The 23,855-nt window shown below is 71.2% G+C and carries 19 protein-coding genes; 12 read left to right on the forward strand and 7 right to left on the reverse strand.

The features are described 5' to 3' along the window. The 3 genes from HW837_RS48270 to ptsP all read left to right on the forward strand — a co-directional run. The coding region (locus HW837_RS48270; protein WP_206705205.1) for a hypothetical protein at nucleotides 1-188 on the forward strand (188 nt) is incomplete at its 5' end. Between the two features lie 249 nt (nucleotides 189-437). Beyond that, nucleotides 438-887, forward strand: a complete 450-nt coding sequence (locus HW837_RS28435) for a PTS sugar transporter subunit IIA (protein WP_045557329.1) — start codon at nucleotides 438-440, stop codon at nucleotides 885-887. Between the two features lie 77 nt (nucleotides 888-964). Continuing rightward, a complete protein-coding gene (ptsP, locus tag HW837_RS28440; protein WP_193380508.1) occupies nucleotides 965-2,635 on the forward strand; it encodes a phosphoenolpyruvate--protein phosphotransferase in 1,671 nt (556 codons plus the stop codon). Between the two features lie 63 nt (nucleotides 2,636-2,698). Here ptsP and HW837_RS28445 read toward each other — a convergent pair whose 3' ends face one another. Then, nucleotides 2,699-3,607 (reverse strand): hypothetical protein, encoded by a 909-nt coding sequence (locus tag HW837_RS28445; RefSeq protein ID WP_193380507.1) that lies wholly within the window; start codon nucleotides 3,605-3,607, stop codon nucleotides 2,699-2,701. Nucleotides 3,608-3,685: 78 nt separating this feature from the next. Further along, complete coding sequence (locus HW837_RS28450; RefSeq protein WP_193382475.1) at nucleotides 3,686-5,653, reverse strand: acetoacetate--CoA ligase; 1,968 nt, start codon at nucleotides 5,651-5,653, stop codon at nucleotides 3,686-3,688. A 214-nt stretch (nucleotides 5,654-5,867) separates the two neighbouring features. On the opposite strand from HW837_RS28450, the gene HW837_RS28455 reads away from it, so the two are divergent. Next, nucleotides 5,868-8,234 carry a glycoside hydrolase family 31 protein gene (locus tag HW837_RS28455; RefSeq protein WP_093789430.1) on the forward strand — a complete coding sequence of 789 codons (2,367 nt, stop codon included), beginning with the start codon at nucleotides 5,868-5,870 and terminating at the stop codon, nucleotides 8,232-8,234. Nucleotides 8,235-8,258: 24 nt separating this feature from the next. Here HW837_RS28455 and HW837_RS28460 read toward each other — a convergent pair whose 3' ends face one another. Beyond that, on the reverse strand, nucleotides 8,259-8,795 hold the full coding sequence (locus HW837_RS28460; RefSeq protein WP_045557325.1) for an NUDIX domain-containing protein: 537 nt from the start codon (nucleotides 8,793-8,795) through the stop codon (nucleotides 8,259-8,261). A 258-nt stretch (nucleotides 8,796-9,053) separates the two neighbouring features. Here HW837_RS28460 and HW837_RS28465 point away from each other — a divergent pair, with 258 nt between their 5' ends. The 4 genes from HW837_RS28465 (at nucleotide 9,054) to glpK (ending at nucleotide 13,415) form a co-directional block, all read left to right on the forward strand. Further along, a complete protein-coding gene (locus HW837_RS28465) occupies nucleotides 9,054-9,479 on the forward strand; it encodes a Zn-ribbon domain-containing OB-fold protein (RefSeq protein WP_093789331.1) in 426 nt (141 codons plus the stop codon). After that, on the forward strand, nucleotides 9,476-10,666 hold the full coding sequence (locus HW837_RS28470) for a lipid-transfer protein (protein WP_093789431.1): 1,191 nt from the start codon (nucleotides 9,476-9,478) through the stop codon (nucleotides 10,664-10,666). Before HW837_RS28465 ends, HW837_RS28470 begins: the two co-directional genes overlap by 4 nt. A gap of 379 nt (nucleotides 10,667-11,045) precedes the next feature. After that, a complete protein-coding gene (locus tag HW837_RS28475; RefSeq protein WP_193380505.1) occupies nucleotides 11,046-11,831 on the forward strand; it encodes an MIP/aquaporin family protein in 786 nt (261 codons plus the stop codon). A 63-nt stretch (nucleotides 11,832-11,894) separates the two neighbouring features. Further along, complete coding sequence (glpK, locus tag HW837_RS28480; RefSeq protein WP_193380504.1) at nucleotides 11,895-13,415, forward strand: glycerol kinase GlpK; 1,521 nt, start codon at nucleotides 11,895-11,897, stop codon at nucleotides 13,413-13,415. A gap of 128 nt (nucleotides 13,416-13,543) precedes the next feature. Here glpK and HW837_RS28485 read toward each other — a convergent pair whose 3' ends face one another. From HW837_RS28485 to HW837_RS28500, 4 genes are read right to left on the reverse strand one after another with little or no spacing between them, the layout of a single operon-like run. Continuing rightward, nucleotides 13,544-14,149, reverse strand: a complete 606-nt coding sequence (locus HW837_RS28485; protein WP_193380503.1) for a GTP-binding protein — start codon at nucleotides 14,147-14,149, stop codon at nucleotides 13,544-13,546. A 58-nt stretch (nucleotides 14,150-14,207) separates the two neighbouring features. Next, nucleotides 14,208-14,603, reverse strand: coding sequence for a DUF742 domain-containing protein (locus HW837_RS28490; protein ID WP_045557320.1), 396 nt, complete (start codon nucleotides 14,601-14,603; stop codon nucleotides 14,208-14,210). Between the two features lie 9 nt (nucleotides 14,604-14,612). Further along, on the reverse strand, nucleotides 14,613-15,047 hold the full coding sequence (locus tag HW837_RS28495) for a roadblock/LC7 domain-containing protein (protein ID WP_045557319.1): 435 nt from the start codon (nucleotides 15,045-15,047) through the stop codon (nucleotides 14,613-14,615). Beyond that, nucleotides 15,044-17,830, reverse strand: coding sequence for a nitrate- and nitrite sensing domain-containing protein (locus tag HW837_RS28500; RefSeq protein ID WP_193380502.1), 2,787 nt, complete (start codon nucleotides 17,828-17,830; stop codon nucleotides 15,044-15,046). The genes HW837_RS28495 and HW837_RS28500 overlap by 4 nt, the downstream gene beginning before the upstream one ends. A 419-nt stretch (nucleotides 17,831-18,249) precedes the next feature. Between HW837_RS28500 and HW837_RS28505 the strand changes: the two genes are divergently transcribed. From HW837_RS28505 to HW837_RS28520, 4 genes are all read left to right on the forward strand, one after another. After that, nucleotides 18,250-18,801 (forward strand): hypothetical protein, encoded by a 552-nt coding sequence (locus HW837_RS28505; protein ID WP_045557374.1) that lies wholly within the window; start codon nucleotides 18,250-18,252, stop codon nucleotides 18,799-18,801. A 262-nt stretch (nucleotides 18,802-19,063) separates the two neighbouring features. Continuing rightward, a complete protein-coding gene (locus HW837_RS28510) occupies nucleotides 19,064-20,530 on the forward strand; it encodes an aldehyde dehydrogenase family protein (protein WP_093789332.1) in 1,467 nt (488 codons plus the stop codon). 67 nt (nucleotides 20,531-20,597) lie between these two features. Then, on the forward strand, nucleotides 20,598-22,187 hold the full coding sequence (locus HW837_RS28515) for an APC family permease (RefSeq protein WP_045557317.1): 1,590 nt from the start codon (nucleotides 20,598-20,600) through the stop codon (nucleotides 22,185-22,187). Nucleotides 22,188-22,285: 98 nt separating this feature from the next. Beyond that, nucleotides 22,286-23,836, forward strand: a complete 1,551-nt coding sequence (locus HW837_RS28520; RefSeq protein WP_045557316.1) for a GMC family oxidoreductase — start codon at nucleotides 22,286-22,288, stop codon at nucleotides 23,834-23,836. Nucleotides 23,837-23,855 lie beyond the last annotated feature (19 nt).

A 23,855-nucleotide genomic window follows, 5' to 3' on the forward strand; every position in this document is an offset into this window, starting at 1 on the left:
CAACATATCTGGCGTTGATTTTTGGCACGCTGTTGAGTTCTCAAGGAACGGACGCTTCCTTTGTACTCACCCGAGCTACTCTCGGGCTTTCCTCCGGGCGCTTCCCTTCGGTGTTCCAAACTCTATCAGTGTTTTTCCGGCCCCCTGACCACCATCCTGCAGGCATGCAGAAGATGATCCCGGGATAGGATCTCAACGATCTGAACGAGTTCGGTGCTGCCGGGGTCGGACACAAAGTGCCGCTCGCCCCGAGGCAGGTCTAAGACTCTACATCGGGCCGCGGAGCCCGTGCAAATCGCTTGCAGGGGTGGTCTAGACCTCTCATGCGGAGCTATGGTGCGGAATGGGTACCTCAACCGACCTACCCTGCTGCTCAGCGCGCCGTCCCGGGACAAGCGGGACGGTGTCCTCATAGATCCCCACCTGGGAGGCTTCCCATGACCACCGTGACGTCCCCGCTCGCAGGACGCGCCATCGGACTGGCCGCGGTACCGGACCCCGTCTTCTCGGGGGCGATGGTCGGCCCCGGCATGGCGATCGACCCCGTGCGTGAGGCGGGGGACGCCGTCGCTCCCGTCGACGGGGTCGTCGTCTCCCTGCACCCGCACGCCTTCGTCGTGGTGGACGGCGAGGGGCACGGTGTGCTGACGCACCTCGGTATCGACACCGTGCAGCTGAACGGTGAGGGCTTCGAGCTGCTCGTGAACAAGGGCGACACCGTGCGACGCGGTCAGGCCGTGGTGCGCTGGAACCCCGCCGCCGTGGAGGCCACGGGCAAGTCGCCGATCTGCCCCGTGGTGGCGCTGGAGGCCACGGCCGACTCCCTCACCGAGCTCCGCGAGGACGGTGAGGTCAAGGGGGGCGACACGCTCTTCGGCTGGCGGTGACCTCGCGGCCGTATCGGATCGCTAGTTCCACAACCACCGCGGCGGCGGGACCCGCCGCACTAACGGAGACAGGTGAGATGGAGACAACGCTGCGAGGCGTCGGTGTGAGCCACGGTGTGGCGATCGGCGAGGTTCGGCACATGGGAACGGCGGTGCTGGAGCCGCCCGCCAAGCAGATTCCGGCGGAGGACGCGGAGCGCGAGCAGGGACGTGCCCGCAAGGCCGTGGACGCGGTGGCCGCCGATCTGATGGCGCGCGGCAATCTGGCCGGTGGTGAGGCCCAGGCCGTGCTGGAGGCCCAGGCGCTGATGGCCCAGGACCCCGAGCTGATGGCGGATGTGGAGCGACGTATCGCCGTGGGGAGCACGGCGGAGCGTGGTGTCTACGACGCTTTCGCCGCTTATCGGGCCCTGCTGGCCGGAGCGGGTGAGTACCTCGCGGGCCGTGTGGCCGACCTCGATGACGTGCGGAATCGTATCGTCGCCCGGCTGCTCGGGGTTCCGATGCCTGGGGTGCCGGACAGCGACGAGCCGTACGTCCTCATCGCTCGTGACCTCGCGCCGGCGGACACGGCGCTGCTCGACCCGACGCTCGTCCTCGGCTTCGTGACCGAGGAGGGCGGGCCGACCAGTCACAGCGCGATCCTGGCGCGGGCGCTCGGGGTGCCGGCCGTGGTCGCGCTGCCCGGGGCCGGGGAGCTCGCCGAGGGCACGTTGATCGCCGTGGACGGCAGCACCGGTGAGATCTTCGTGAACCCGAGTGCGGAGAAGAAGGCCGAGCTGGAGGCCGCCGCGGCGGCGCGGAAGGCCGCGCTGGCCGCGTCGAGCGGGCCCGGCGCGACCTCCGACGGGCACCGGGTTCCGCTGCTGGCCAATGTGGGCGGTCCCGCTGATGTGCCGGCGGCCGTGGAGGCCGGGGCCGAGGGTGTCGGGCTGTTCCGGACCGAGTTCCTCTTCCTGGACGACAGCAAGCAGGCGCCGTCCGAGGAGAAGCAGGTCGAGGCGTACCGCCAGGTGCTGGAGGCCTTCCCCGAGGGGCGTGTGGTCGTACGGGTGCTCGACGCGGGTGCCGACAAGCCTCTGGAGTTCCTCACGCCGGCCGACGAGCCGAACCCGGCCCTCGGTGTGCGTGGCCTGCGGACGCTGCTCGACCACCCCGAGGTGCTGCGGACACAGCTGACGGCGCTCGCGAAGGCCGCCGAGGGTCTGCCGGTCCACCTCGAGGTCATGGCGCCGATGGTGGCGGACCGCACGGACGCGAAGGCGTTCGCCGACGCGTGCCGTGAGGCGGGGCTGCGGGCGAAGTTCGGGGCGATGGTGGAGATCCCGTCGGCGGCGCTGCGGGCGCGGTCGATCCTTCAGGAGGTCGAGTTCCTCTCGCTGGGGACGAACGACCTCGCGCAGTACACGTTCGCGGCCGACCGGCAGGTGGGTGCGGTCTCGCGGCTGCAGGACCCGTGGCAGCCCGCGCTGCTCGACCTCGTCGCGCTGTCCGCCGAGGCGGCGAAGGCCGAGGGCAAGAGCTGCGGTGTCTGCGGTGAGGCGGCGTCGGATCCGCTGCTCGCGTGTGTGCTGACCGGTCTGGGTGTCACCTCCCTGTCCATGGGTGCGGCGTCGATCCCGTACGTGCGGGCGAACCTGGCGAAGTACACGCTGGCGCAGTGCGAGCGGGCGGCGGCTGCCGCACGGGCTGCGGACACGGCCGAGGAGGCGCGTGGCGCGGCGCAGGCGGTGCTGTCGGGCGAGTAGTCGCGCGGCGATCGGCGGGTGTCGAGGGGCGCTCCACCTTCGGGTGGGGCGCCCCTCGCCCGTTCAGTGGGTGTGGCCGTGCGTGTCCCGGCCTCCCTCGGCGAGGTCGTCCCCCAGATCGGGCGGGGTGCAGTAGTCGACGCCGGACTCCGGGGAGACGAGGTCTCCGGATTCCCTGTCGGTGCAGTAGGCGTCGAAGACCTCACCGGCGGTGAGAGGTGCGAGGTTGTCGCCGCGCAGGCGCCAGCCGTAGACGCGGTCGGTCCGGTCGGGGCCGGTGGTGCGCATGACGAGTCCGCCCGGGCAGCGGGTGGCGATGCCGAGGGCCAGGACGGTGGCGAACTCCAGGGCTTCGGACTCGTCGAGCCGGGTGGCTCCTTCGGTGGTCCGGTCGGCGTGCAGGACGGCGGCCAGGGGCTGGGGTTCGGCCGAGACGCTGCAGACGAGGTGGCGTTCGCCGGGGGCTGCGGTGTCGAGGATGCGCTTGAGCAGGTCCATGGCGCGGGAGAAGGCCGCGCGTCCGATGTCCTCGCCGCAGGAGGCGCAGTCGCCGATCTGGGCGAGGCGTGTGGTGGCGTACTCCCAGGTGGCGAGGCGGACGGCTTCGTCGATCAGGTCGGGGACGAGTTCGGTGAGGGGCTGTCCCTCGTACGGGAGGGCGGCGCCGGTCGCGGCCAGTTCGGCGGTGAAGCGGGTGCGGCTGGAGGGGGTGTCGGGTTCGAGGCCGGTGTCGGCGCAGAACGCGGCGTACTCCTCGGGGTCGAAGAGGGCGACCGTGGTGTGGTTGCCCTGCGCGGCGAGTGTCCTGAGCAGGGCTTCCACTTGGCGGAGGTAGGTGGGGTGGTCGTCGAAGGCGAAGCTGCGGTAGCGCCGCATGGCGGTGAAGTCGTGTTCGTCGGCCAGCAGGCCGATGGTTCCCGCGATCTCGCGGCGCAGGACGCGTCGCATGCTCTGGTGGTCGGTGCGTGCCATGGTCTCCCCCTGTGCGAACGGTCGATCAATGCTCACTCACAGTAATCGAGGGCACTGACAACGGGTCGGGGGAAGGGGTCAGGCCCGTCTGCGGGCGAGGTCCTCGTAGAAGCGCAGGAGGTCGAGGTTGTCGATGGAGCCGGGGTTGACCGCCTTCTCCAGCGGGGTGCCCTGGAGCAGGCGTTTGACGGGGACCTCGATGCGTTTGCCGGTGAGGGTGTGCGGGACGCCGGGGACCTCGATGACCTCGTCGGGGACATGCCGGGGTGAGAGCTGCTCGCGGATGGTGCGCTTGATGCGGGCGAGGAGTGCCTCGTCGAGGGTTGCTCCTGGGGCGAGTTGGACGAAGAGGGGCATCCAGTAGCCGCCGTCGGGCTGTTCGACGCCGATGACGAGGGATTCCTTGATCTCGGGGAGGCGTTCGACCGCTTCGTAGATGTCGGCCGAACCCATGCGCACGCCTTGGCGGTTGAGCGTGGAGTCGGAGCGGCCGTGGATCACGACGGAGCCTCGGGAGGTGAGGGTGATCCAGTCGCCGTGGCGCCAGACGCCGGGGTAGGTGTCGAAGTAGCTGTCGTGGTAGCGGGTGCCGTCGGGGTCGTTCCAGAAGTGGATCGGCATGGACGGCATGGGGTTGGTGACGACCAGTTCGCCGACCTCGTCGGTGAGGGGTTTGCCGCTGGGGTCCCAGGACTGGAGGTCGGTGCCGAGGCCGGGAGCCTGGAGTTCGCCGATGTGGACCGGGAGGGTGGGGACGGCTCCCGCGAAGCAGGAGCACACGTCGGTGCCGCCGCTGACGGAGGCGATCCAGAGGTCCTCGCGGACCTCGTCGTGGAGCCAGCGGAAGCCGTCCGGCGGGAGCGGGGAGCCCGTGGTGCCGACGCACCGGACGCGGGAGAGGTCATGGTCGCGGCCGGGGTGGACGCCGGCCTTGCGGCAGGCCATGACGTAGGCGGCGGAGGTGCCGAAGAGGGTGGCGCCGGTGCGTTCGGCCACGCGCCACTGGGCGCCGGTGTCCGGGTGTCCGGGGCTGCCGTCGTACAGGACGACGGTGGTGCCGGTGAGGAGGCCGGAGACGAGGAAGTTCCACATCATCCAGCCGGTGGAGGTGTACCAGAAGAAGCGGTCCTCGGGGCCGAGGTCGCAGTGCAGGCCGAGCTGTTTGAGGTGTTCGACGAGGATGCCGCCCTGGGACTGGACGAGGGCCTTGGGGAGGCCGGTGGTGCCGGAGGAGTAGAGCACCCACAGGGGGTGGTCGAACGGGACCTGTTCGAAGGTCGGCGTCACGTCCGCCGAGGTCAGGGCGGACCATTCCAGGGCGCCCTCGGGGGTTTCGGTGCCGAGGACGGGGATGTGGACCACGGCGCGCAGGGTGGGCAGTTCGCGGCGGAGTTCGGCGACGGTGTCGCGGCGGTCGTGTTCCTTGCCGCCGTAGCGGTAGCCGTCGACGGTGAACAGGACGACGGGTTCGACCTGCTGGAAGCGGTCGAGGACGCTGCGGGCGCCGAAGTCGGGGGCGCAGGAGGTCCAGACGCCGCCGACGGCGGCCGTGGCGAGGAGGGCGACGACGGCCTGCGGGATGTTCGGGAGGTAGCCGCTGACGCGGTCGCCGTGGCGTACGCCGAGGGCGCGCAGTTCGGCGGCGAGGGAGCCGACCTGGCGGCGCAGCTCGGACCAGGTCACCGGGCGCGGTTCGTGGGTCTCGTCGACGTGGAGCAGGGCCGGTTCGTCGGCGCGGGTGTCGGCCGCGCGGAGGGCGTGTTCGGCGTAGTTGAGGGTCGCTCCGGGGAACCATTCGGCACCGGGCATGGTGCGATCGCCCAGCACGCGCGCGTAGGGGGTGGAGAACCGTACGTCGAACCACTCGGTGACGGCCTTCCAGAACGTCTCGAGTTCGTCGACGGACCAGCGGTGCAGGGCCGGGTATCCGCCCTCGGCGGGGGCTCCGTGGTGTTCGGCCGCCCAGGACTGGAACGCGGTGATCTGGGCGCGGGCGATGCGTTCCGCGTCGGGTTGCCAGAGCGGCGAGGGGTTCGCTGAGGTCATGGGGCGGCTCCCGGGACTGTGCGCGTGGTGGGCGTCGGGCGCGCACGGGCGGGGGTGTGCGCGTGACGCGGCTGACACGGACGATGCCATGTGATCGACTTCCGCACCAGGGTGAGCCGCTGTCGGACGGCGACATGAACAGGTGGCGGCACCATGGGTGAACGGAAGTTGAACGGTTCACACGAATCGGCCGGTCAATGGCATGGTGAGCCACATGGACGGTCGTGACCTGGTGCGTTCGGTGAAAGCGATCGGTTCGGCGGGGGTGGCTCAGGGGCTGCGCACCGTGCGGGCCGCGTGGCGCAGGAGGCGTGCCGACGCCGCCGCGCTGCCGGCGCGGGGTGCCGAGCGGGCCCGGGTGCCGGGGCCGGTGGTGGGGGTGGAGCCGGGGCCCGGTGGTGGGATCGTGCGGTTCGGCAGATCCGAGCTGCGGGTGACCGTCGATGTGCACGGCGCGGTCTTCTGGGGCTGGGACGGGGCCGGGCCGGAGCCGTCGTACGCGCTGGCGGGCCGGTCTCCCGAGCCGGATCCGCGGGCCGTGCTGGAGCCGGACAAGGACGGCGCCTGGCGGGTCGTGGCCGAGCGTGTGACGGTCGTCGTGTCGCGGCTCGGTGCCGTGGAGGTGCGTACGCCCGGTGGGGTGGTCCTGCGGCGTGATCTGCCGCCCCGCTGGTGGGAGCCGGTCGGTGGCGGCGAGGCGCGGTGGACGCAGCGCTCGGAGGTGACGGCGGACGCGCGGTTCTTCGGTCTGGGCGGTCGGGCGTCGGGGCCCCGGCTGCGGGACGGGACGTACCGGCTGTGGAACACGGACCCCGGTCATACATTCGCACCGGGTGACGATCCGCTGTACATCACGATGCCGGTGCAGATGGTGGTGGCCGACGCGGCGACGCATCTGGTGTTCCACGACACCACGTGGGACGGCACGGTGACGCTGCGCGAGGGCGAGGAGGGCGCCGGGTCGGGGCACGACCGGGCCGGCACGTCCGAGCTGCGGATGGACGGCGGGCCGCTGCGCTGCTGGGTGATAGTGGGCACCCCCGCGCGCGTGCTGCATGCCTGGGCCGCGCTGACGGGGGCTCCGGCGCTGCCGCCGGCGTGGGCGCTCGGCCATCATCACGCGCGGTGGGGCTTCGGGAGCGAGCGGGAGGTGCGGCGGATCGTCGCCGGCTACCGGGAGCACGGTCTGCCGCTCGACGCGATCCATCTGGACATCGACCACTACGACGCCCATCAGGTCTTCACGGTCGACACGGAGAACTTCCCGAAGCTGCCGGTGCTCGCCGAGGAGTTGCGGCGGGAGGGGATCCGGCTGGTGTCGATCGTCGACGCGGCGGTCGGCGCGCGGCCGGGCGACGCGGTGTACGACAGCGGGACGGCCGAGGACGCGTTCGTGCGGGACGCCGGCGGGAAGGTCGTGGAGGGACTCGTGTGGCCCGGGGCGTCGGTCTTCCCGGACTTCACCCGTTCGCGTACGCGCGCGTGGTGGGGTGGTCTGTACGAGGAGCGGCTGGCGCAGGGCTTCGCCGGGTTCTGGCACGACATGAACGAGCCGACGTCGTTCACGGCGTTCGGGGAGAACACCCTGCCCCGGTCGGCCCGGCACGATCTGGACGGCCGGGGCGGTGATCATCGCGAGGCGCACAACGTGTACGCGCTCTGCATGGCCCGCGCAGGGTACGAGGGGCTGCGTGAGCTGGTGCCCGAGGAGCGGCCGTTCGTCTTCTCGCGGTCGGGGTGGGCCGGTGTGCAGCGTTATGGCGGGACGTGGTCCGGGGACGTGGCGACGGGCTGGCCGGGGCTGCGGGCGTCGCTCTCGCTGGTGATCGGGCTTGGGCTGTGCGGGGTGCCGTACTCGGGGCCGGACGTGGGCGGGTTCGACGGGAGTCCGTCGCCGGAGCTGTATCTGCGGTGGTTCCAGCTCGGCGCGTATCTGCCGCTGTTCCGGACCCACGCGAGTCTGCGGGCGGGGCGGCGGGAGCCGTGGGAGTTCGGGGACGAGATCGTCGGGCACGCGCGCGTGGCGCTGCTGGAGCGGCGGCGGTTGTCGCCCTATTTCATGACGCTGGCTCATCTGGCGCGTCGTACGGGGGCGCCCTATGTGCGCCCGTTGTGGTGGGGCGTGCCCGAGGACCGGGCGTTGCGCGACTGCGAGGACGCGTTCCTCCTGGGTGACTGTCTGCTCGTGGCGCCGGTGCTGGAGGCGGGCGTGGAACGGCGTGCGGTGCAGTTGCCGCGGGGGCGCTGGTACGACACGGCGACCGGGCGGGCGTACGAGGGGCCGGGGCAGGTCGTGGTGGAGGCGCCGCTCTCGCGTGTCCCGGTACTCGCGCGCGCGGGTGCCGTGCTGCCGGTCCTGGGGGCCGACGGCGGCCTGGAGCTGGAGGTGTGGGCACCCGCGCGCGGGTGGACGGGGGGCGGGCTCGTGGTGCCGGACGCGGGCGACGGCTGGGACGAGCCGGAGGTCGAGCAGTACACGGCGCGCTGGGAGGGGCCGCGGCTGGTCGTGGAGCGGGAGGGGGACGAGGGTCCGGTCGAGCCCGCGCGTCCCGTGCGGGTACGCGGGCTCGACCGGGAGTGAGCCCGGATACGGCTCGGATGTGACTCAGATGTAGCGGCCGTCGAAGAACGCCTGGACGGCCAGGGTGTGCAGCGGGAAGGCGAGTTCGGTGGGTCTGCGCAGCAGGTGCCAGCCCTCCGTCTCGTCGGTGGGGACGGGCGCCGGGAGTCCGGCGGCCGGGCGCTCCGGGAGGAGCCCGAAGAGCAGCAGATGACCGGCGGGCGAGCTCATGGCGTCGGCGAGGCGTACGTCGCGGTCGGCCACGCAGATGCCCGTCTCCTCCTTGAGTTCACGGACGACGGCGTGCCGCCAGTCCTCCCGGTGGTCGATGAAGCCGCCGGGCAGGGCGGTGCCCCCGCGCGCGGGGGCGATGGTCCGTGTGATCACCACGAGGGCGGTGCCCTGGGTGTCGTACACGGGCTGGAGGGCCACCGCGACGGGGAGCGGATTGCGGTAGGCCACTGTCCGGCAGGTCTCGCAGGTGCGAGGCCAGCCGGAAACGCCCTCTCCGTAGGGCGCTCCGCAGCTCGAACAATGCGAGTCCGGTGCGGAGTTGGCGGGTGGGTGTTGATTCGCGGACACGCGGCGGACTGTATCCGATCATCTGCTGGTCGTCTCGTCGGGGCGGCTCGATGCGCCATGCCACGGGTGCGCCGGTACGGGTGAGGGCCGGCCGGAACCACCCCCGTGGGCCCCGGCCGGCCCTCCCGGATACTCCGACGCCGGGCGGGGCTCGTTGGTTCTCCCGGGGCCTGCCCAATTCGGGAGGCCCGTGCCAGACTCCTGACGGTTCATCAGATCTGTACTCGGGGAGGGGTCTTGGCACGGAGTCGCACACCTGTGGTCGCGGGCTGGTTCACCGGGGAGGGCGAGGATTTTCGGCTGCTCGGCACGCGCTGTTCGGCGTGCGCCTCGGTGTTCTTCCCGCGGGCGGACGTCTTCTGCCGCAATCCGGGCTGTCCGGGCGGTGAGCTGCGCGAGGTCCCGCTGTCGCGCCGGGGCCGGGTGTGGTCGTACACGGACGGCCGGTACCGGCCTCCGTCACCCTACGTGTCCGATCCGGAACTTCCGTGGGAGCCGTACGCGTTGATCGCTGTGGAACTGGCCGAAGAGCGCCTCGTGGTGCTGGGACAGGCGGTTCCCGGCGTCACCGTCGCCGATATGGCGGTGGGCATGGAGGTGGAGGTCGTCCCCGGCGTTCTGAACGAGGACGCGGAGACGGTCTGGACGACCTGGCAGTGGCGGCCGACGGGGGTGAGGGCATGACGGGCGAGGTGGCGGTGCTGGGCGCGGGCATGCACCCGTGGGGCAAGTGGGGCAGGAGTTTCGTCGAGTACGGCACGGTGGCCGCGCGGGCGGCACTGGCCGACGCGGGGCTCGACTGGCGGGAAGTCGGCTCGATCGTCGGAGCGGACACCGTCCGAGGCGGTTATCCGGGCTATGTGGCGGGGGCGACCTTCGCGAAGGCGCTGGGCTGGCAGGGCGCCCGGGTCACGAGCGTGTACGCGGCCTGCGCGTCCGGGGCGCAGGCGGTCGGCACCGCCCGGGCCCAGATCCTCGCCGGTCTGGCGGACGTGGTGCTGGTGGTGGGTGCGGACTCGGCTCCGAAGGGGTTCTTCCGCCCGGCGGGCGGGGAGCGGGCGGACGATCCGGACTGGCTCCGGTTCCGGATCCTCGGGGCCACCAATCCGACGTACTTCGGGCTGTACGCGCGACGGCGGATGGCCGTGCACGGGGACACCCCGGAGGACTTCGCGCGGGTCAAGGTGAAGAACTCCGCGATGGGGGCGCTCAATCCGTACGCGCGCTATCGCAAGCGGGTCACCGCCGAGGAGGTCGCGGCCTCGGCCGTCGTCGCCGATCCGCTGCGGCTGCTGGACATCTGCGCGACCTCGGACGGGGGTGCGGCGCTCGTGCTGTCCAGCATGGAGTTCGCGCGGCGGCACGGGGTGGCCGAGCCGGTGCGGATACGGGCGGTGTCCACGGTGACGCCCCGCTATCCCAACACGGTGCTGGACCTGCCGGACATCGCGACGGACTCGGCTGTCGCGGTGGCGCCGCCGGACGAGACGTTCCGGGCGTCGATCGCGCGGGCGGCGTACGAGGAGGCGGGGGTCGGGCCGGAGGACCTCTCGTTCGCCGAAGTCTACGACCTGTCCACGGCGCTGGAATTGCAGTGGTACGAGGATCTGGGGCTGTGCGGTGCGGGCGAGGCCGCGAAGCTGCTGCGGGACGGCGTGACGGCGCCTGGAGGCCGGACACCGGTGAACTCCAGCGGAGGGCTGGCCTCCTTCGGGGAGGCGGTTCCGGCGCAGGCGATCGCCCAGGTGTGCGAGCTGGTCCGGCAGTTGCGGGGTGAGGCGACGGACCGCCAGGTCGAGGGGGCGCGGGTGGGGGTCAGCGCGAATCAGGGGCTGTTCGGGCACGGGTCCGCGGTGATCGCGGTGCGGTGACCGAGGGGTGGTACCGCGGGTGCGGAGACCGTGCTGCGGTGGCCGGGCTTGCCTGATCCGCATCGGCTCGGGATGCGTCGGGCGGGCGGCTCCGGGAAGCGCCCGGTCGGCGCTCGCCGGGCCGGCCGGGCCGTTCGCGCCGACGTGTGCGCCCGGTAGGCGCCTTCAACCGTTGTTGTGCGGATTCTTGACGCCCCCTTGGTGCCGGTGAACACTTCCGGTGTCGGTCGGCATCGCCGGATTCGGGCGTCTTTGTGCACCGCGCCGCTCGGGCTCCCCGCCTGCAACGGGCCATCCCCCACGGGCGATGCGGCCGCGACGGCACGCTCGTCACGGAGGTCCGGGGCCGATCGCTCCGGGCCGGGGCCAAGGAGCCGCCATGAGCAACGGAGACATATTCGTCGGTGAGGTCATCGGTACGGCGATCCTGATTCTCTTCGGCGCCGGCGTGTGCGCCGCCGTCACTCTCAGGTTCTCGAAGGCGAGGGCCTCGGGCTGGATCGTCATCGCGTTCGGCTGGGGCTTCGCCGTACTGGCGGGCGCCTACACCGCCGCTCCCCTGTCGGGTGGGCACCTCAACCCGGCGGTGACCCTCGGGATCGCGGTCGACACGGGGGTCTGGGACAAGGTCTGGGTGTATCTGCTCGGCCAGCTGGTCGGGGCGATGCTCGGCGCCGTTCTCGCCTATCTCGTCTATCTCGCGCAGTTCCAGGCGAACGTCCGCAAGGAGGGCACCACGGAGGGCACGGCGGACGAACCGACACCGACCCTCGGGATCTTCTCCACCATCCCGGAGGTCCGGAACCCGGTCGCCAACCTGATCACGGAGATCATCGCGACCGTGGCCCTGGTCCTGCCGATCCTCGCCTTCGGCCGGAACACGGGCATCGGCATCGGCCAGATCCCCGGCGAGGAGGCCGGGATCTACGGCTCCGGCATCTCGGTGCTGCTGGTGTCGTTCCTGGTCGTCGGTATCGGCCTCTCCCTGGGCGGGCCCACCGGGTACGCCATCAACCCGGCCCGCGACCTCGGCCCGCGCATCGTGCACACCTTCCTGCCGATCCCCAACAAGGGCACCTCGGACTGGGGTTACGCCTGGATCCCGGTCGTCGGCCCCCTGGTCGGCGGGGTCCTCGCCGGCCTCGTCTACAACGCAGCCTTCTGACCCACCGCCGTAGGACGTGAACCGCCGTAAGACGCGAATCGACGCAAGACGTGAGGGGATGTCATGCCGGACAACGCCCAGAAGTACGTCGCCGCCATCGATCAGGGCACCACTTCGAGCCGTTGCATCATCTTCGACCAGGGCGGCGCCATCGTCGCCGTCGACCAGCGGGAGCACCGTCAGATCTTCCCCAAGCCGGGATGGGTGGAGCACGACGCCACGGAGATCTGGTCGAAGGTGCAGGCGGTCGTCGCCGGGGCCATCGCGAAGGCGGGCCTGCGGGCGGAGCAGATCAGCGCGCTCGGCATCACCAACCAGCGGGAGACGACGGTCCTGTGGGACAGGGCCACGGGCAAACCCGTGCACAACGCGATCGTCTGGCAGGACACCCGTACCTCGGCGCTGTGCAACGAACTCGGCGGCACGGACGGGCAGGACCGGTTCCGTGAGCAGACCGGTCTGCCCCTGGCCAGCTACTTCTCCGGGCCGAAGGCCGCCTGGCTGCTCGACAACGTGCCGGGGCTGCGAGCGCGCGCCGAGCGCGGCGAGATCGCGTTCGGCACGATCGACTCCTGGCTGATCTGGAACCTGACCGGCGGCACGGACGGCGGCCGGCACGTCACCGACGTCACCAACGCCGGGCGCACCATGCTGATGAACCTGGAGACCCTCCAGTGGGACGCCTCGATCCTCTCGGCGATGAACGTGCCGGAGGCGGTCCTGCCGGAGATCCGGTCCTCCGCCGAGGTGTACGGCACCGCCGTGGGCCCCCTCGCCGGTGTTCCCGTCGCCTCGGCGCTCGGCGACCAGCAGGCGGCGGTGTTCGGGCAGGCCTGCTACGACGTGGGCACCGCGAAGAACACCTACGGCACCGGGAGCTTCCTGCTGCTCAACACCGGGAACCGGCCCGTGCCGTCGAAGAACGGGCTGCTCACCACCATGGGCTACAAGATCGGCGACGAGGCGCCGGTGTACTGCCTGGAGGGGTCGATCGCGATCACGGGCGCCCTGGTGCAGTGGTTCCGCGACCAGCTCGGCATCATTCGCGACGCCGACGAGATCGAGCCGCTGGCGGCGAGCGTCGACGACAACGGCGGGGCGTACATCGTGCCCGCGTTCTCGGGCCTGTTCGCCCCCTACTGGCGCTCGGACGCCCGCGGTGTCGTGACGGGGCTGACGAGGTACGTCACCAAGGCGCACCTCGCGCGCGCGGTGCTGGAGGCGACGAGCTGGCAGACGCGGGAGGTGGTGGACGCCATGTTCCAGGACTCGGGCGTGACCATCACGACGCTCAAGGTCGACGGCGGCATGACCAAGAACAACCTGCTGATGCAGCACCAGGCGGACGTCCTGGGCGTGCCGGTGATCCGGCCGCGCGTCTCGGAGACGACGTGCCTGGGGGCCGCGTACGCCGCCGGTCTCGCGACCGGGGTGTGGAACGACCTGGACGAGCTGAAGTCGCACTGGCAGCGGGACGTCGAGTGGACGCCCACCATGGAGGCCTCCGTGCGGGACCGCGAGTACCACAACTGGCGCAAGGCGGTGGAGAAGAGCCTCGGCTGGCACGAGGACGACGCGAGCTGAGGACGCGAGCCGACTGCGCGAGCAGGCGGCGGGACCCACGCGCGCGTACGGCGTCGGACGGGGCACCACGCGCGCGTGCCCATGAAGCCACGGCCCGTACCCCTGTCGGCGGGGGTACGGGCCGTGCCTCACGTGGTGACGGCCTGGCGGTGCCCCGACGCGTGGGCCATCGCGTGCCGGACGACGGCGACGAGGACGTCCTTGACGGAGTCCCGCTGCCGGGCGTCGCACAGGACGACCGGCATGTCGGGGTCGAGGTCGAGGGCCTGACGGACCGTCTCCGCGGGGTAACGCGCGGCCTCGTCGAAGCAGTTGACGCCGATCACGAACGGGATGGAACGCCGCTCGAAGTAGTCGACGGCGGCGAAGCAGTCCTCCAGGCGGCGGGTGTCGACGAGGACGACGGCCCCGAGGGCGCCGGAGGCGAGTTCGTCCCAGAGGAACCAGAAGCGGTCCTGGCCGGGGGTGCCGAACAGGTACAGGACGAGGTCTTCGCGCAGGGTGATGCGGCCGAAGTCCATGGCGACGGTGGTGGTCGTCTTGTGCTCCACACCGCTGGTGTCGTCGACCGGGCGGCCGGCCTCGGTGAGCACCTCCTCGGTGCGCAGCGGCTTGATCTCGCTGACCGCGCCGACGCAGGTCGTCTTGCCCACACCGAAGCCACCGGCCACGAGGATCTTGAGCGTGACGGGCTCTACCGGGGGTGTGCCGCGCTCAGAGCGCCCGAGGATCATCGGTCTTTCTCCTGCTGGATGGGTTGTCTGTCACGTGTTCGCTCCGCCTCCGTGGCGCTCAGAGCGCCCGGAGGCCGTTGATGACGTCGCGCAGGATGCTCTCGTCCACCAGCTCGGCAGGCGGTACGGGGCGGGTCACGTGGACGAGTTCCTCGTCCACGAGGTCTCCGACGAGGACGCGGACCACTCCGACGGGGAGGTCCAGGTCGGCGGCCAGTTCGGCCACCGACTGCGGGTTGTCGCGGCAGAGCTCGACGATACGGACGTGCTCAGGGGAGAGGGAGTGGTCCTCCTCCGGGTCGTCGACGTGCGGTTCCGTGACGACCACGGCGATCAGGTCGAGGCGGTGCTGGATCGCGTGATTGGTCCGGCCGCGTGTCATCGCGTACGGACGCACCACCGGTCCGGCCTCGTCGTCGAACCAGTGGCTTCTTCCCTGACCGTCTCCGCTCATGCCATCCCACTACCCGCCCTGGGACAGATCGGTGCGCGGGGCCGATCCCAGGTGCACGCCGACCCGCTTGACCAGGAGGGTCATCTCGTAGGCCACCTGGCCGATGTCCGCGTCGGAGTCGGCGAGGACGGCGAGGCAGCTGCCGTCGCCGGCGGCCGTGACGAAGAGGAAGGCCTCGTCGAGCTCGACGACGGTCTGCCGGACGCTGCCCGCCTCGAAGTGGCGGCCGACGCCCTTGGCGAGGCTGTGGAATCCGGAGGAGACGGCGGCCAGGTGCTCGCTGTCCTCTCTGGTGAGGTCCTTGGAGACGCCCGTGGGCAGTCCGTCGCTGGAGAGCACGAGCGCTTTGCGGATGCTGGCGACACGCTCCACCAGGTCGTCCAGGAGCCAGTTCAGCTCCCCGGACGTGCCCGTCGCGGTCCTCTCGGCCTTCGGTGCGGTCATCGACCGTCCCCCTTAGTCGTTCCTCGTGGTGCTGAGACGCCCTGGGCGCCGTCGCCCTCGTCGTTCTCCTCGCGGCCACGCTGCCAACCCCGTTGGAGCGAGGCCATACGGCTGCGTACCTCGTCGGCGTCGCGTTCGGTCGGGTCCTGGTGCCGGTCGGGGCGGGACCTCTCACGTTCGGTACGCCGGTCGGGGCCGTCCTTCAACTGCGGTGCCAGACTGGCCTGTCGGACGCGACGGGGCAGCGGGCTCGCAGCTGATTCTGCCTGGTCGGTCGTCATGTCCGCGCGCGGGGTGGGCTCACCCGCGCCGTACGGCGAGGTCGTCGGGGCCGGGCCGCCCGGCGGGGTCGTACGGCGGCGCTGGGGCAGCGCGGGGCCGTCGAACCCACCGGGGGGCAGGGCGGTGAGCGGCCGGGGGTCGGCGAAGCCCTCGGGGCCCGCCGTACCGTCCTGGCCGGGCTCGTCCTCCGGGTGCCTGGCCCTGCCGCCGGTCACCGAACGGCCGTGTGAGCTGACGAGATGCGGGGTCCGGCGCTGCGGCAGCGGCACGGGGCCGAGCGTCGGGTCGGGGTCGGTGAGCGGTGCCTGCCGTCCCTCGCCGTCACGCACCGGCTGCCGCTGTTCGTCGGTGACGCCGGAGAGGGAGCGGCGGGGCCGGAACAGCCCGCCCTGTTCGGCCTCCTCGTCGCCGAGGGCGCCCGGGAAGCCGCCCAGGGGCTCCAGGTCGACCGGTGCCTCCAGTTCGACCGGCCCGTCCAGGATGCCCGCGGTGAGCCCGGGCAGGCGGACCGGCACCTGGGAGAGCGCCGCGTTGCGCTCCTCCTCCAGCTCGGCCTCGCGGGTGGGGTGGGCGCGGTCGAGTCGGAAGCCGATGCCGTTGGTGTCGGGGACGTCGTCGGTGAGCAGGGCGTCGGGGATGAACACCACGGCCGTGGTGCCGCCGTACGGCGAGGGCTGGAGGGAGACCCGGACCTTCTGCCGCTGGGCGAGCCGGCTGACGACGAAGAGACCGAGCCGGTCGGTGTCGGAGAGTTCGAAGTCGGGGGTCTCGGCGAGCTTGAGGTTGGCGTCCAGGAGCGCCTCGGCCGACATGCCGAGGCCCCGGTCGTGGATCTCCAGGGTGAAGCCGTTGGCGACCCGCTCCCCGTGCACCTGGACCGCGGTGTGCGGGGGCGAGAACACCGTGGCGTTCTCCAGGAGTTCGGCCGCCAGGTGGGTGAGGTCGGCGACCGCGGGGCCGGTCACGGCGACCCGGGGCAGCCTGCGGACCTCGATGCGCTCGTAGTCCTCGACCTCGGCGACGGCCGCGCGGACGACGTCCATGAGCTGGATGGGCTTGCGCCACTGCCGGGAGGGGGCGGCGCCCGAGAGGATGACCAGGCCCTCCGCGTGGCGGCGCATACGGGTCGTCAGGTGGTCCAGACGGAACAGGTCGGCGAGTTCGTCGGTGTCCTCGGTCCGGCGTTCCATGGTGTCGAGGAGGGTGAGCTGCTTGTGCAGCAGGACCTGGCTGCGGCGGGCGAGGTTGACGAAGACCTCGGAGATGCCGCTGCGGAGTTCGGACTGCTTGACGGCCGCCTCGACGGCCGCCCGCTGGAGGGTGTTGAGGGCCTGGCTGACCTCGCCGATCTCGTTCTTGTCGTACTCCAGGTGCGGCACCTCGGTCTCCACGTCGACCTGTTCGCCCGCGGCGAGCCGGCGCATCACGCTGGGCAGCCGCACCCCGGCGGTCTCGTGGGCCTCCTGGCGGAGCCGGCGCAGGTCGCGGATGAGGACGCGGCCGATGCGGACGGACATGAAGAGCGAGACGAGCAGGGCGAAGAGGCCGAGGACACCGGCGACGGCGGCCTTCAGGATGACGCTGGTGACCAGCGGGCGCACCCGGTCCTGGTAGTGGTCGCCCGACTCGATGCTGAGGTCGCGGAGGTCGGCGAGCACGGGCTCGACCGCGGTGTCCCAGCTCTTCGCGGTGAACTTGGTGGGCCGGCCGGGGTCGGAGGCGATGACGGCCTGTTCGACCGACCGCAGGGGCGCGGTGCTGGCGCCCTTCCAGTAGTCGGCGAAGCGGTCGCGGTCGGCGGTGGGCAGCTGCGGCAGGCTGATGTCGTACATCAGGGTGCGCTGGGCGACGAGGTCGGAGAAGTCGCGGATCTCGTCCTGGGTGATGCGGTTCGCGACGAGCACCGAGCTGAGCAGGGCGTCCTCGCGGGAGAGCAGTTCGCGGGCGCGGCCGACGTTGACGAGGGCGCGGCCCTGCTTGTCCATCTCCACGCTGTCGAGCGCGGGCAGGTTGGACAGCAGGGTGAAGCAGGGGTCGACGAGTTCGTTGTAGTGGCCGAGGGCCTGGGCGACGGTGACGGTGCCGCTCTCGACGGTCGTCCGCAGGGAGGGCAGGGTGTCGAGGGCGTCCAGGATCGTCGTCAGCCGCAGCGAGGTGGCCTCGCCCATCTCGTCCCGCAGGTCGCTGTCACCGGCGTGCCTGCGGAACTCCTTGACGGCCTTGTCCGTGGCGGTGCGGCTGCGGTCGAGTGCCGTGACCGCGTCGGAGGAATCGGGGTCGGCCAGGTAGATGAGGGTCTGGCGGCGTTCCTGCTGGAGCACACGGACGGTGTCCTCGGTGGGGAAGCCGACCTCCTCGACGATGTCCGCCACTCTGAAGAGATCGCTCGCCTCGCGGCCCGTCAGCACCGTGGCGAACGTCCAGACACCCGTCAGGGCCACCAAGGGCACGAGCAACAGCGCCACGATCTTCCGGCGGATCGATTTCCCGCGAAAGCGCATGGCCTCCCCCAGCTCGACCCCCGCCAGGCCCGGGGGCACACATGTGCGTCAACAAACGGCGTGAGCCTACTACCGACTCGCACGTATCTCGAAGAGCGGTCCGGGCACCCGTGGTACCAGCAGCGAACCGGACAGGGGGAGTTGTCCGTTCATTGGGGGAGATTGCCGCCCCCTGTCCGGCACTTGAACCAATGACATCCCGTCGGGGAAGTCTGCCGGTTGGCCGGATTTTTTCGTTCCGCGGGAATCTTCGGTGCACGTCGATCGTCTTTCTGTACGGGAATTGAGGGCGGAATGGGCCACAGGTCCCGCAGGCCGCTCCCAGGCGGCGTAAACCAGAGGAAGTCGGGCACCAGTGGGGGGCCGGGTCCACGGATCCGGATCTGTTGGTTCCACCGGCGGTGGGGAGTGACGAGTTGATGGGCACGGCGGAGCGGCGCGCGGCGTCCGGGGACGGAGCGGCGGCGCCCGAGGTGGCGGCGCGAAGCGCTCAGGCACCGGATCGCGGCCTCCTGACAGGGGGCGGCGTCGCGGTGGAAGAACGGGGGCTCTCCGCGCGTCGCGACGAAGAGCGGGTGTATTACCGGCCGTTGTGGATCGAGGAGCCGGCGCGCAGGCCGCGGCTGCCCGATCCGGTGCGGACGGCGGCGGTGCGTGCGGTCATCATCATCGCGGTGACACTGCTTCAGGCGATGGTGGCGTTCCTGTGCACCCTCGCGGGTTCCTGGCTGGCGTTCCCCATGGTGCTGAGCAGCGTGGCGAGCACCATCGCGGCGACCTGGGGCGTCCTGGACGTCTGGGTGACCCGCCAGGTGTGGAAGCAGCGCAACGGGGTGGTCTCCGCCCCCAGCAGCACCGCGCGTTCCCTGCGCCGGGAGCGGCGGCGGGCCCGCCGCGAGGCGCGGGCGGCGGAGCGTACGCAAGAGCGAATACGCCGTCGGGGTGGCGCCGGGCAGCTGTCGCACCCGTAGGACGGCCGGGGGCGGGCCCTTCCGAGAAGGGCCCGCCCCTCCGGGCGGCGATGACGGCCGCCCTCCCCCGGCGGGCTCGCACCGCCCCCTCCTGACGCCTCTCACCGCCTCCTCCTGGCCTCTCTCACCAGGGGCGGTGCTCCGACCAGGCGTGTCGGCTGTCACATTTGACCCCCTCTTGGGCATAGAACACGGTCTTCCGGTTAGGCGCTCAGCCGCGAGGGCGCCTGTCGCACGGCGCTGACCAGGAGGAACGAGAGACATGCCCGAACTTTTCATCGGTGGCGCATGGCGGTCCGCGCTCGACGGCCGAACCCGTGAGATCCGCTGCCCCGCCGACGGCAGCCTGGTCGCGGTCGTCGACGAGGCCGGCGCCAAGGACACCGTGGAGGCCATCGCCGCCGCGCGGCGCGCCTTCGACGAGGGCCCCTGGCCCACCACCTCGCCCGCCGACCGCGGTGACCTGCTGCTGCGCGTGGCGGACCTCCTCGTACGCGACAAGGACGCGCTCGCGCGCGCCGAGTCCCTCGACACCGGCAAGCGACTGGTGGAGAGCGAGTACGACATCGACGACATCGCGAACTGCTTCCGCTACTTCGGGCGCGCGGCGACCGCCGAGACGGGCCGCGTCGTCGACACCGGTCAGCCGGGCGTGGACAGCCGGGTCGTGTACGAGCCGGTCGGGGTCTGCGCGCTGATCACCCCCTGGAACTACCCCCTCCTGCAGACGGCCTGGAAGGTGGCCCCGGCGCTCGCGGCCGGCAACACCTTCGTGCTGAAGCCGAGCGAGCTGACCCCGCACACCGCCATCCATCTGATGCGGCTGCTGGCGGAGGCCGGGGTGCCCGCGGGCGTGGCCAACCTCGTCCTGGGCGCCGGGCCCGAGGCGGGCGCACCGCTCTCCGACCACCCGGACGTGGACCTGGTCTCCTTCACCGGTGGCCTGCAGACCGGCCGCCGGCTGATGGCCAACGCCGCCGCGAGCGTGAAGAAGGTCGCCCTGGAGCTCGGCGGCAAGAACCCGAACATCGTCTTCGCCGACGCCGACTTCGACACGGCCGTCGACATGGCGCTGACGGCCGTCTTCCTGCACTCGGGGCAGGTCTGCTCGGCGGGCGCCCGGCTGCTGGTGGAGGACTCGCTGCACGACCGGTTCGTCGACGAGGTCGTCCGCCGGGCGCGGGAGATCCGGCTGGGCGGTCCCTTCGACGAGCGGGCGCAGACCGGCCCGCTCATCTCCGCCGCCCACCGCGCGAAGGTCGAGGAGTACGTCGCCCGGGGCCTCGCCGAGGGCGCGGTGCTGCGCTGCGGTGGCGAGCGGCCGAGCGGCGAGGCGTACGACAAGGGGTTCTACTACCTGCCGACCGTGCTGGACGAGTGCACGGGCACGATGTCCGTGGTCCAGGACGAGTCGTTCGGGCCCGTGCTGACGGTGGAACGGTTCAGCACCGAGGGCGAGGCCGTCCGGCTGGCCAACGACACCATCTACGGTCTGGCCGGTGCCGTGTGGACGACCGACGAGGCCAAGGCCCAGCGGATGGCGGCCCGGCTGCGCATGGGCACGGTGTGGATCAACGACTACCACCCGTATGTGCCGCAGGCCGAGTGGGGCGGCTACAAGCAGTCCGGCTTCGGCCGTGAGCTGGGGCCCGCGGGGCTCGCCGAGTACCGCGAGGCGAAGCACATCTGGCGCAACACCGCCCCGGCACCGCAGGGTTGGTTCGCCTAGTCCGTCGTTCCCGGCACCCGCAGAGCCACTCCCCCTCCCCTCCCCACGGCCCTTCAGGAGTCCGCTCATGACGACCCTTGAGCAACCCACCGGACCGAAGAACACGTCCGACGACACCGAACTCACCGAGTTCGGCTACAAGCCCGAACTCAAGCGCACCCTGGGCAACTTCCACACCTTCGCCGCCGGGATCAGCTACATCTCGATCCTGACCGGTACCTTCCAGTTGTTCTACTTCGGCTTCGCCAGCGGCGGCCCGGCCTACTGGTGGTCGTGGCCGATGGTGTTCGTCGGCCAGTTCATGGTGGCGCTCTGCTTCGCCGAGCTGGCGGCCCGCTATCCGGTCGCGGGTTCGGTCTACAACTGGTCGAAGAAGATAGGCAACCCGCACCTGGGCTGGCTCGCCGGCTGGATGATGCTGACCGCCTCCATCGTGTCGATCGCGGCGGTCGCGCTGGCCTACCAGCTGACGCTGCCGCAGATCTCCGACGTGTTCCAGATCGTCGGGGACGGCACCGGCACGTACGACGTGGCGACCAACGCGGTCATCCTGGCCGCGGTGCTGATCCTGTTCACCACCCTGGTGAACGCCTTCGGCGTCAAGCTGATGGCGCGGATCAACACGGCGGGCGTGTTCATCGAGCTGATCGCCACCGTCGTGCTGATCGTGCTGTTCGCCGTCCACATCACCCGCGGCCCGCAGGTGGTCCTGGAGACCAACGGCACCGGCGCGAGTTACGGCAACGGCTATCTGGGCGCGTTCCTCGTGGCGTCGCTGGCGTCGGCGTACGTCATGTACGGCTTCGACACGGCCGCCTCGCTCGGTGAGGAGTCCCTGGACCCGACCCGGAACGCCCCGCGTGCGATCATCCGGGCGATCGTCGCCTCGTTCGTCCTCGGCGGTCTGATCCTGCTGCTGGCGCTGATGAGCGTCTCCAGCCTGAAGGGCGAGCAGCTGTCGACGGACGGCCTGCAGTACGTCGTGCTCAACGTGCTCGGCCCGACGGCCGGCAAGGCGATGCTGTGGTGCGTCCTGATCGCGGTCACCGTGTGCGCCCTGGCCGTGCACACCGCCGCCGTCCGGCTGACCTTCGCCATGGCCCGGGACAACAACCTGCCCGCCTCCTCGAAGCTCGCCAAGATCCACCCGCGTTTCCAGACGCCGGTGCTGCCGACCGTGATCATCGGGGTGCTGGCGCTGGCGATCCTGGTGGTCAACATCCGTCAGCCGCAGATCTTCACCGTGGTGACCAGCATCGGCATCATCATGATCTACCTGGCCTATCTGGGCGTCACCGTGCCGATGCTGGTGGCGCGGCTGCGCGGCAGGTGGCAGCCCGCCGGGGACGGCCGGTTCTCGCTCGGCCGCTGGGGCCTGCCGGTGAACATCCTCGCCGTGCTGTGGGGCGCGGGCATGACCCTCAACCTGATCTGGCCGCGCGCCGCGGTCTACAACGCGGCCGCCCCCTTCCACTGGTACCTGCAGTGGGGCGCCGTCCTCTTCGTCGGGATCATCGCCGGCGGCGGCTTCGCCTACTACTGGTTCGTCCAGCGGCACCGGACGGGCGTGCTCGCCGAACACCGCGTGGCCGCCGAGGCGGGGACCACGCCGGCCGCACCGCCCGCCGCCCCGCTCGTCGGCCCCGCAGCGGACTGAGAGCCATCCCGGGCGGCTCACGGCAGCGCGGCACGGCAGCCCATCATCCAGCACAGCACAGCAGCTCGACAGCACAGCACCCAGGAGGTCAACTCACCATGATCGAAGACGAGTTCGACTATGTCGTGGTCGGCGGCGGAACCGCGGGCAACGTGGTGGCGGCCAGACTTTCCGAGGACCCGTCGGTCACGGTGTGCGTCCTGGAGGCGGGCCCCAGTGACGTCGGCGACGACGACGTCCTGAAGCTGGAACGCTGGATGGGCCTGCTGGAGTCCGGCTACGACTGGGACTACCCGGTGGAACCGCAGACCAGCGGCAACAGCTTCATGCGCCACGCGAGGGCCAAGGTCCTCGGCGGCTGTTCGTCCCACAACTCCTGCATCGCCTTCTGGGCACCGGCGGAGGACCTGGACGACTGGGCGGCCGCGGGCTGTACGGGCTGGTCGGCGGCCGACCTCTTCCCGCTCTACCAGCGGCTGGAGACCAACGACGCGCCCGGCGACCACCACGGCCGCAGCGGTCCGGTGAAGCTCCGCACCATCAAGAGCGAGGACCCCTGCGGCAACGCCCTGCTGGAGGCATGCGCCCAGGCGGGTATCCCGACGACGCCGTTCAACACGGGCACGACGGTGGTCCGGGGCGCCAACTGGTTCCAGATCAACTCCGACGAGAACAACATCCGCCAGTCCTCGTCGGTGGCGTATCTGCACCCGATCATGGGCCGGCGTCCCAATCTGGAGGTGCGCACCGGGGTCCGCGCCAAGAAGCTGGTGCTCGACGGGCGGCGCTGCGTCGGCGCCGAGTATCTGGACCCGGACCTGATCCACACCCGGACGGTGCGCGCGCGGCGGGAGGTCGTCGTCTCCTGCGGCGCCATCGACACCCCGAAGCTCCTGATGCTCTCCGGCATCGGCCCCGCCGAACAGCTGCGCGAGGTCGGCGTCGACGTGGTCGTGCACTCCGCGGGCGTCGGCGAGAACCTCCAGGACCACCCCGAGGGCGTCATCATGTGGGAGGCCGCGCAGCCGATGCCCACCACGTCCAACCAGTGGTGGGAGGCCGGCATCTTCTACGACACCGAACCGGGCCTGGACCGGCCCGACCTGATGTTCCACTACGGGTCCGTGCCGTTCGACATGAACACGGCTCGGCACGGCTACCCCACGTCCGAGAACGCGTTCTGTCTGACGCCGAACGTGACACGGGCGAAGTCCCGGGGCACCGTGCGGCTGCGCACCCGCGACTACCGGGACAAGCCGAAGGTCGACCCGCGCTACTTCACGCACGAGCACGATGTGCGCGTGATGACGTACGGGCTGCGGCTCGCCCGGCAGATCGCGGCGCAGCCCGCGCTGAGCGGGTGGGCCGGTGCCGAGCTGGCGCCCGGGCCCGACGTACGGACCGACGAGGAACTGTTCGACTACATCCGCAAGACCCACAACACCGTCTACCACCCGGCCTGCACGGTGAAGATGGGCGCGGACGACGACGCCTCGGCTCCGCTCGACGCGCGACTGCGGGTCAAGGGCATCGAGGGGCTGCGGGTGGCGGACGGGTCGGTGATGCCGGATCTGGTGACCGTGAATCCGTGCATCACGACGATGATGATCGGCGAGAAGTGCGCGGATCTGTTGAAGGCCGACGTCTGAGGGGTGGGGCGCCTGGGGG

Origin of the sequence: Streptomyces caniscabiei (assembly GCF_014930365.1) — a bacterium.
In the GTDB taxonomy this organism is placed as follows: Bacteria; Actinomycetota; Actinomycetes; order Streptomycetales; family Streptomycetaceae; genus Streptomyces; species Streptomyces caniscabiei.

What these genes read in the sequence shown, in the direction of transcription:
- HW837_RS28435 (WP_045557329.1), top strand. Translation starts at nt 438, where the DNA reads ATGACCACCGTGACGTCCCCGCTCGCAGGACGCGCCATCGGACTGGCC.
- ptsP (WP_193380508.1), top strand. Translation starts at nt 965, where the DNA reads ATGGAGACAACGCTGCGAGGCGTCGGTGTGAGCCACGGTGTGGCGATC.
- HW837_RS28445 (WP_193380507.1), bottom strand. Translation starts at nt 3,607, where the DNA reads ATGGCACGCACCGACCACCAGAGCATGCGACGCGTCCTGCGCCGCGAG.
- HW837_RS28450 (WP_193382475.1), bottom strand. Translation starts at nt 5,653, where the DNA reads ATGACCTCAGCGAACCCCTCGCCGCTCTGGCAACCCGACGCGGAACGC.
- HW837_RS28455 (WP_093789430.1), top strand. Translation starts at nt 5,868, where the DNA reads ATGGACGGTCGTGACCTGGTGCGTTCGGTGAAAGCGATCGGTTCGGCG.
- HW837_RS28470 (WP_093789431.1), top strand. Translation starts at nt 9,476, where the DNA reads ATGACGGGCGAGGTGGCGGTGCTGGGCGCGGGCATGCACCCGTGGGGC.
- HW837_RS28475 (WP_193380505.1), top strand. Translation starts at nt 11,046, where the DNA reads ATGAGCAACGGAGACATATTCGTCGGTGAGGTCATCGGTACGGCGATC.
- glpK (WP_193380504.1), top strand. Translation starts at nt 11,895, where the DNA reads ATGCCGGACAACGCCCAGAAGTACGTCGCCGCCATCGATCAGGGCACC.
- HW837_RS28485 (WP_193380503.1), bottom strand. Translation starts at nt 14,149, where the DNA reads ATGATCCTCGGGCGCTCTGAGCGCGGCACACCCCCGGTAGAGCCCGTC.
- HW837_RS28490 (WP_045557320.1), bottom strand. Translation starts at nt 14,603, where the DNA reads ATGAGCGGAGACGGTCAGGGAAGAAGCCACTGGTTCGACGACGAGGCC.
- HW837_RS28495 (WP_045557319.1), bottom strand. Translation starts at nt 15,047, where the DNA reads ATGACCGCACCGAAGGCCGAGAGGACCGCGACGGGCACGTCCGGGGAG.
- HW837_RS28500 (WP_193380502.1), bottom strand. Translation starts at nt 17,830, where the DNA reads ATGCGCTTTCGCGGGAAATCGATCCGCCGGAAGATCGTGGCGCTGTTG.
- HW837_RS28505 (WP_045557374.1), top strand. Translation starts at nt 18,250, where the DNA reads ATGGGCACGGCGGAGCGGCGCGCGGCGTCCGGGGACGGAGCGGCGGCG.
- HW837_RS28510 (WP_093789332.1), top strand. Translation starts at nt 19,064, where the DNA reads ATGCCCGAACTTTTCATCGGTGGCGCATGGCGGTCCGCGCTCGACGGC.
- HW837_RS28515 (WP_045557317.1), top strand. Translation starts at nt 20,598, where the DNA reads ATGACGACCCTTGAGCAACCCACCGGACCGAAGAACACGTCCGACGAC.
- HW837_RS28520 (WP_045557316.1), top strand. Translation starts at nt 22,286, where the DNA reads ATGATCGAAGACGAGTTCGACTATGTCGTGGTCGGCGGCGGAACCGCG.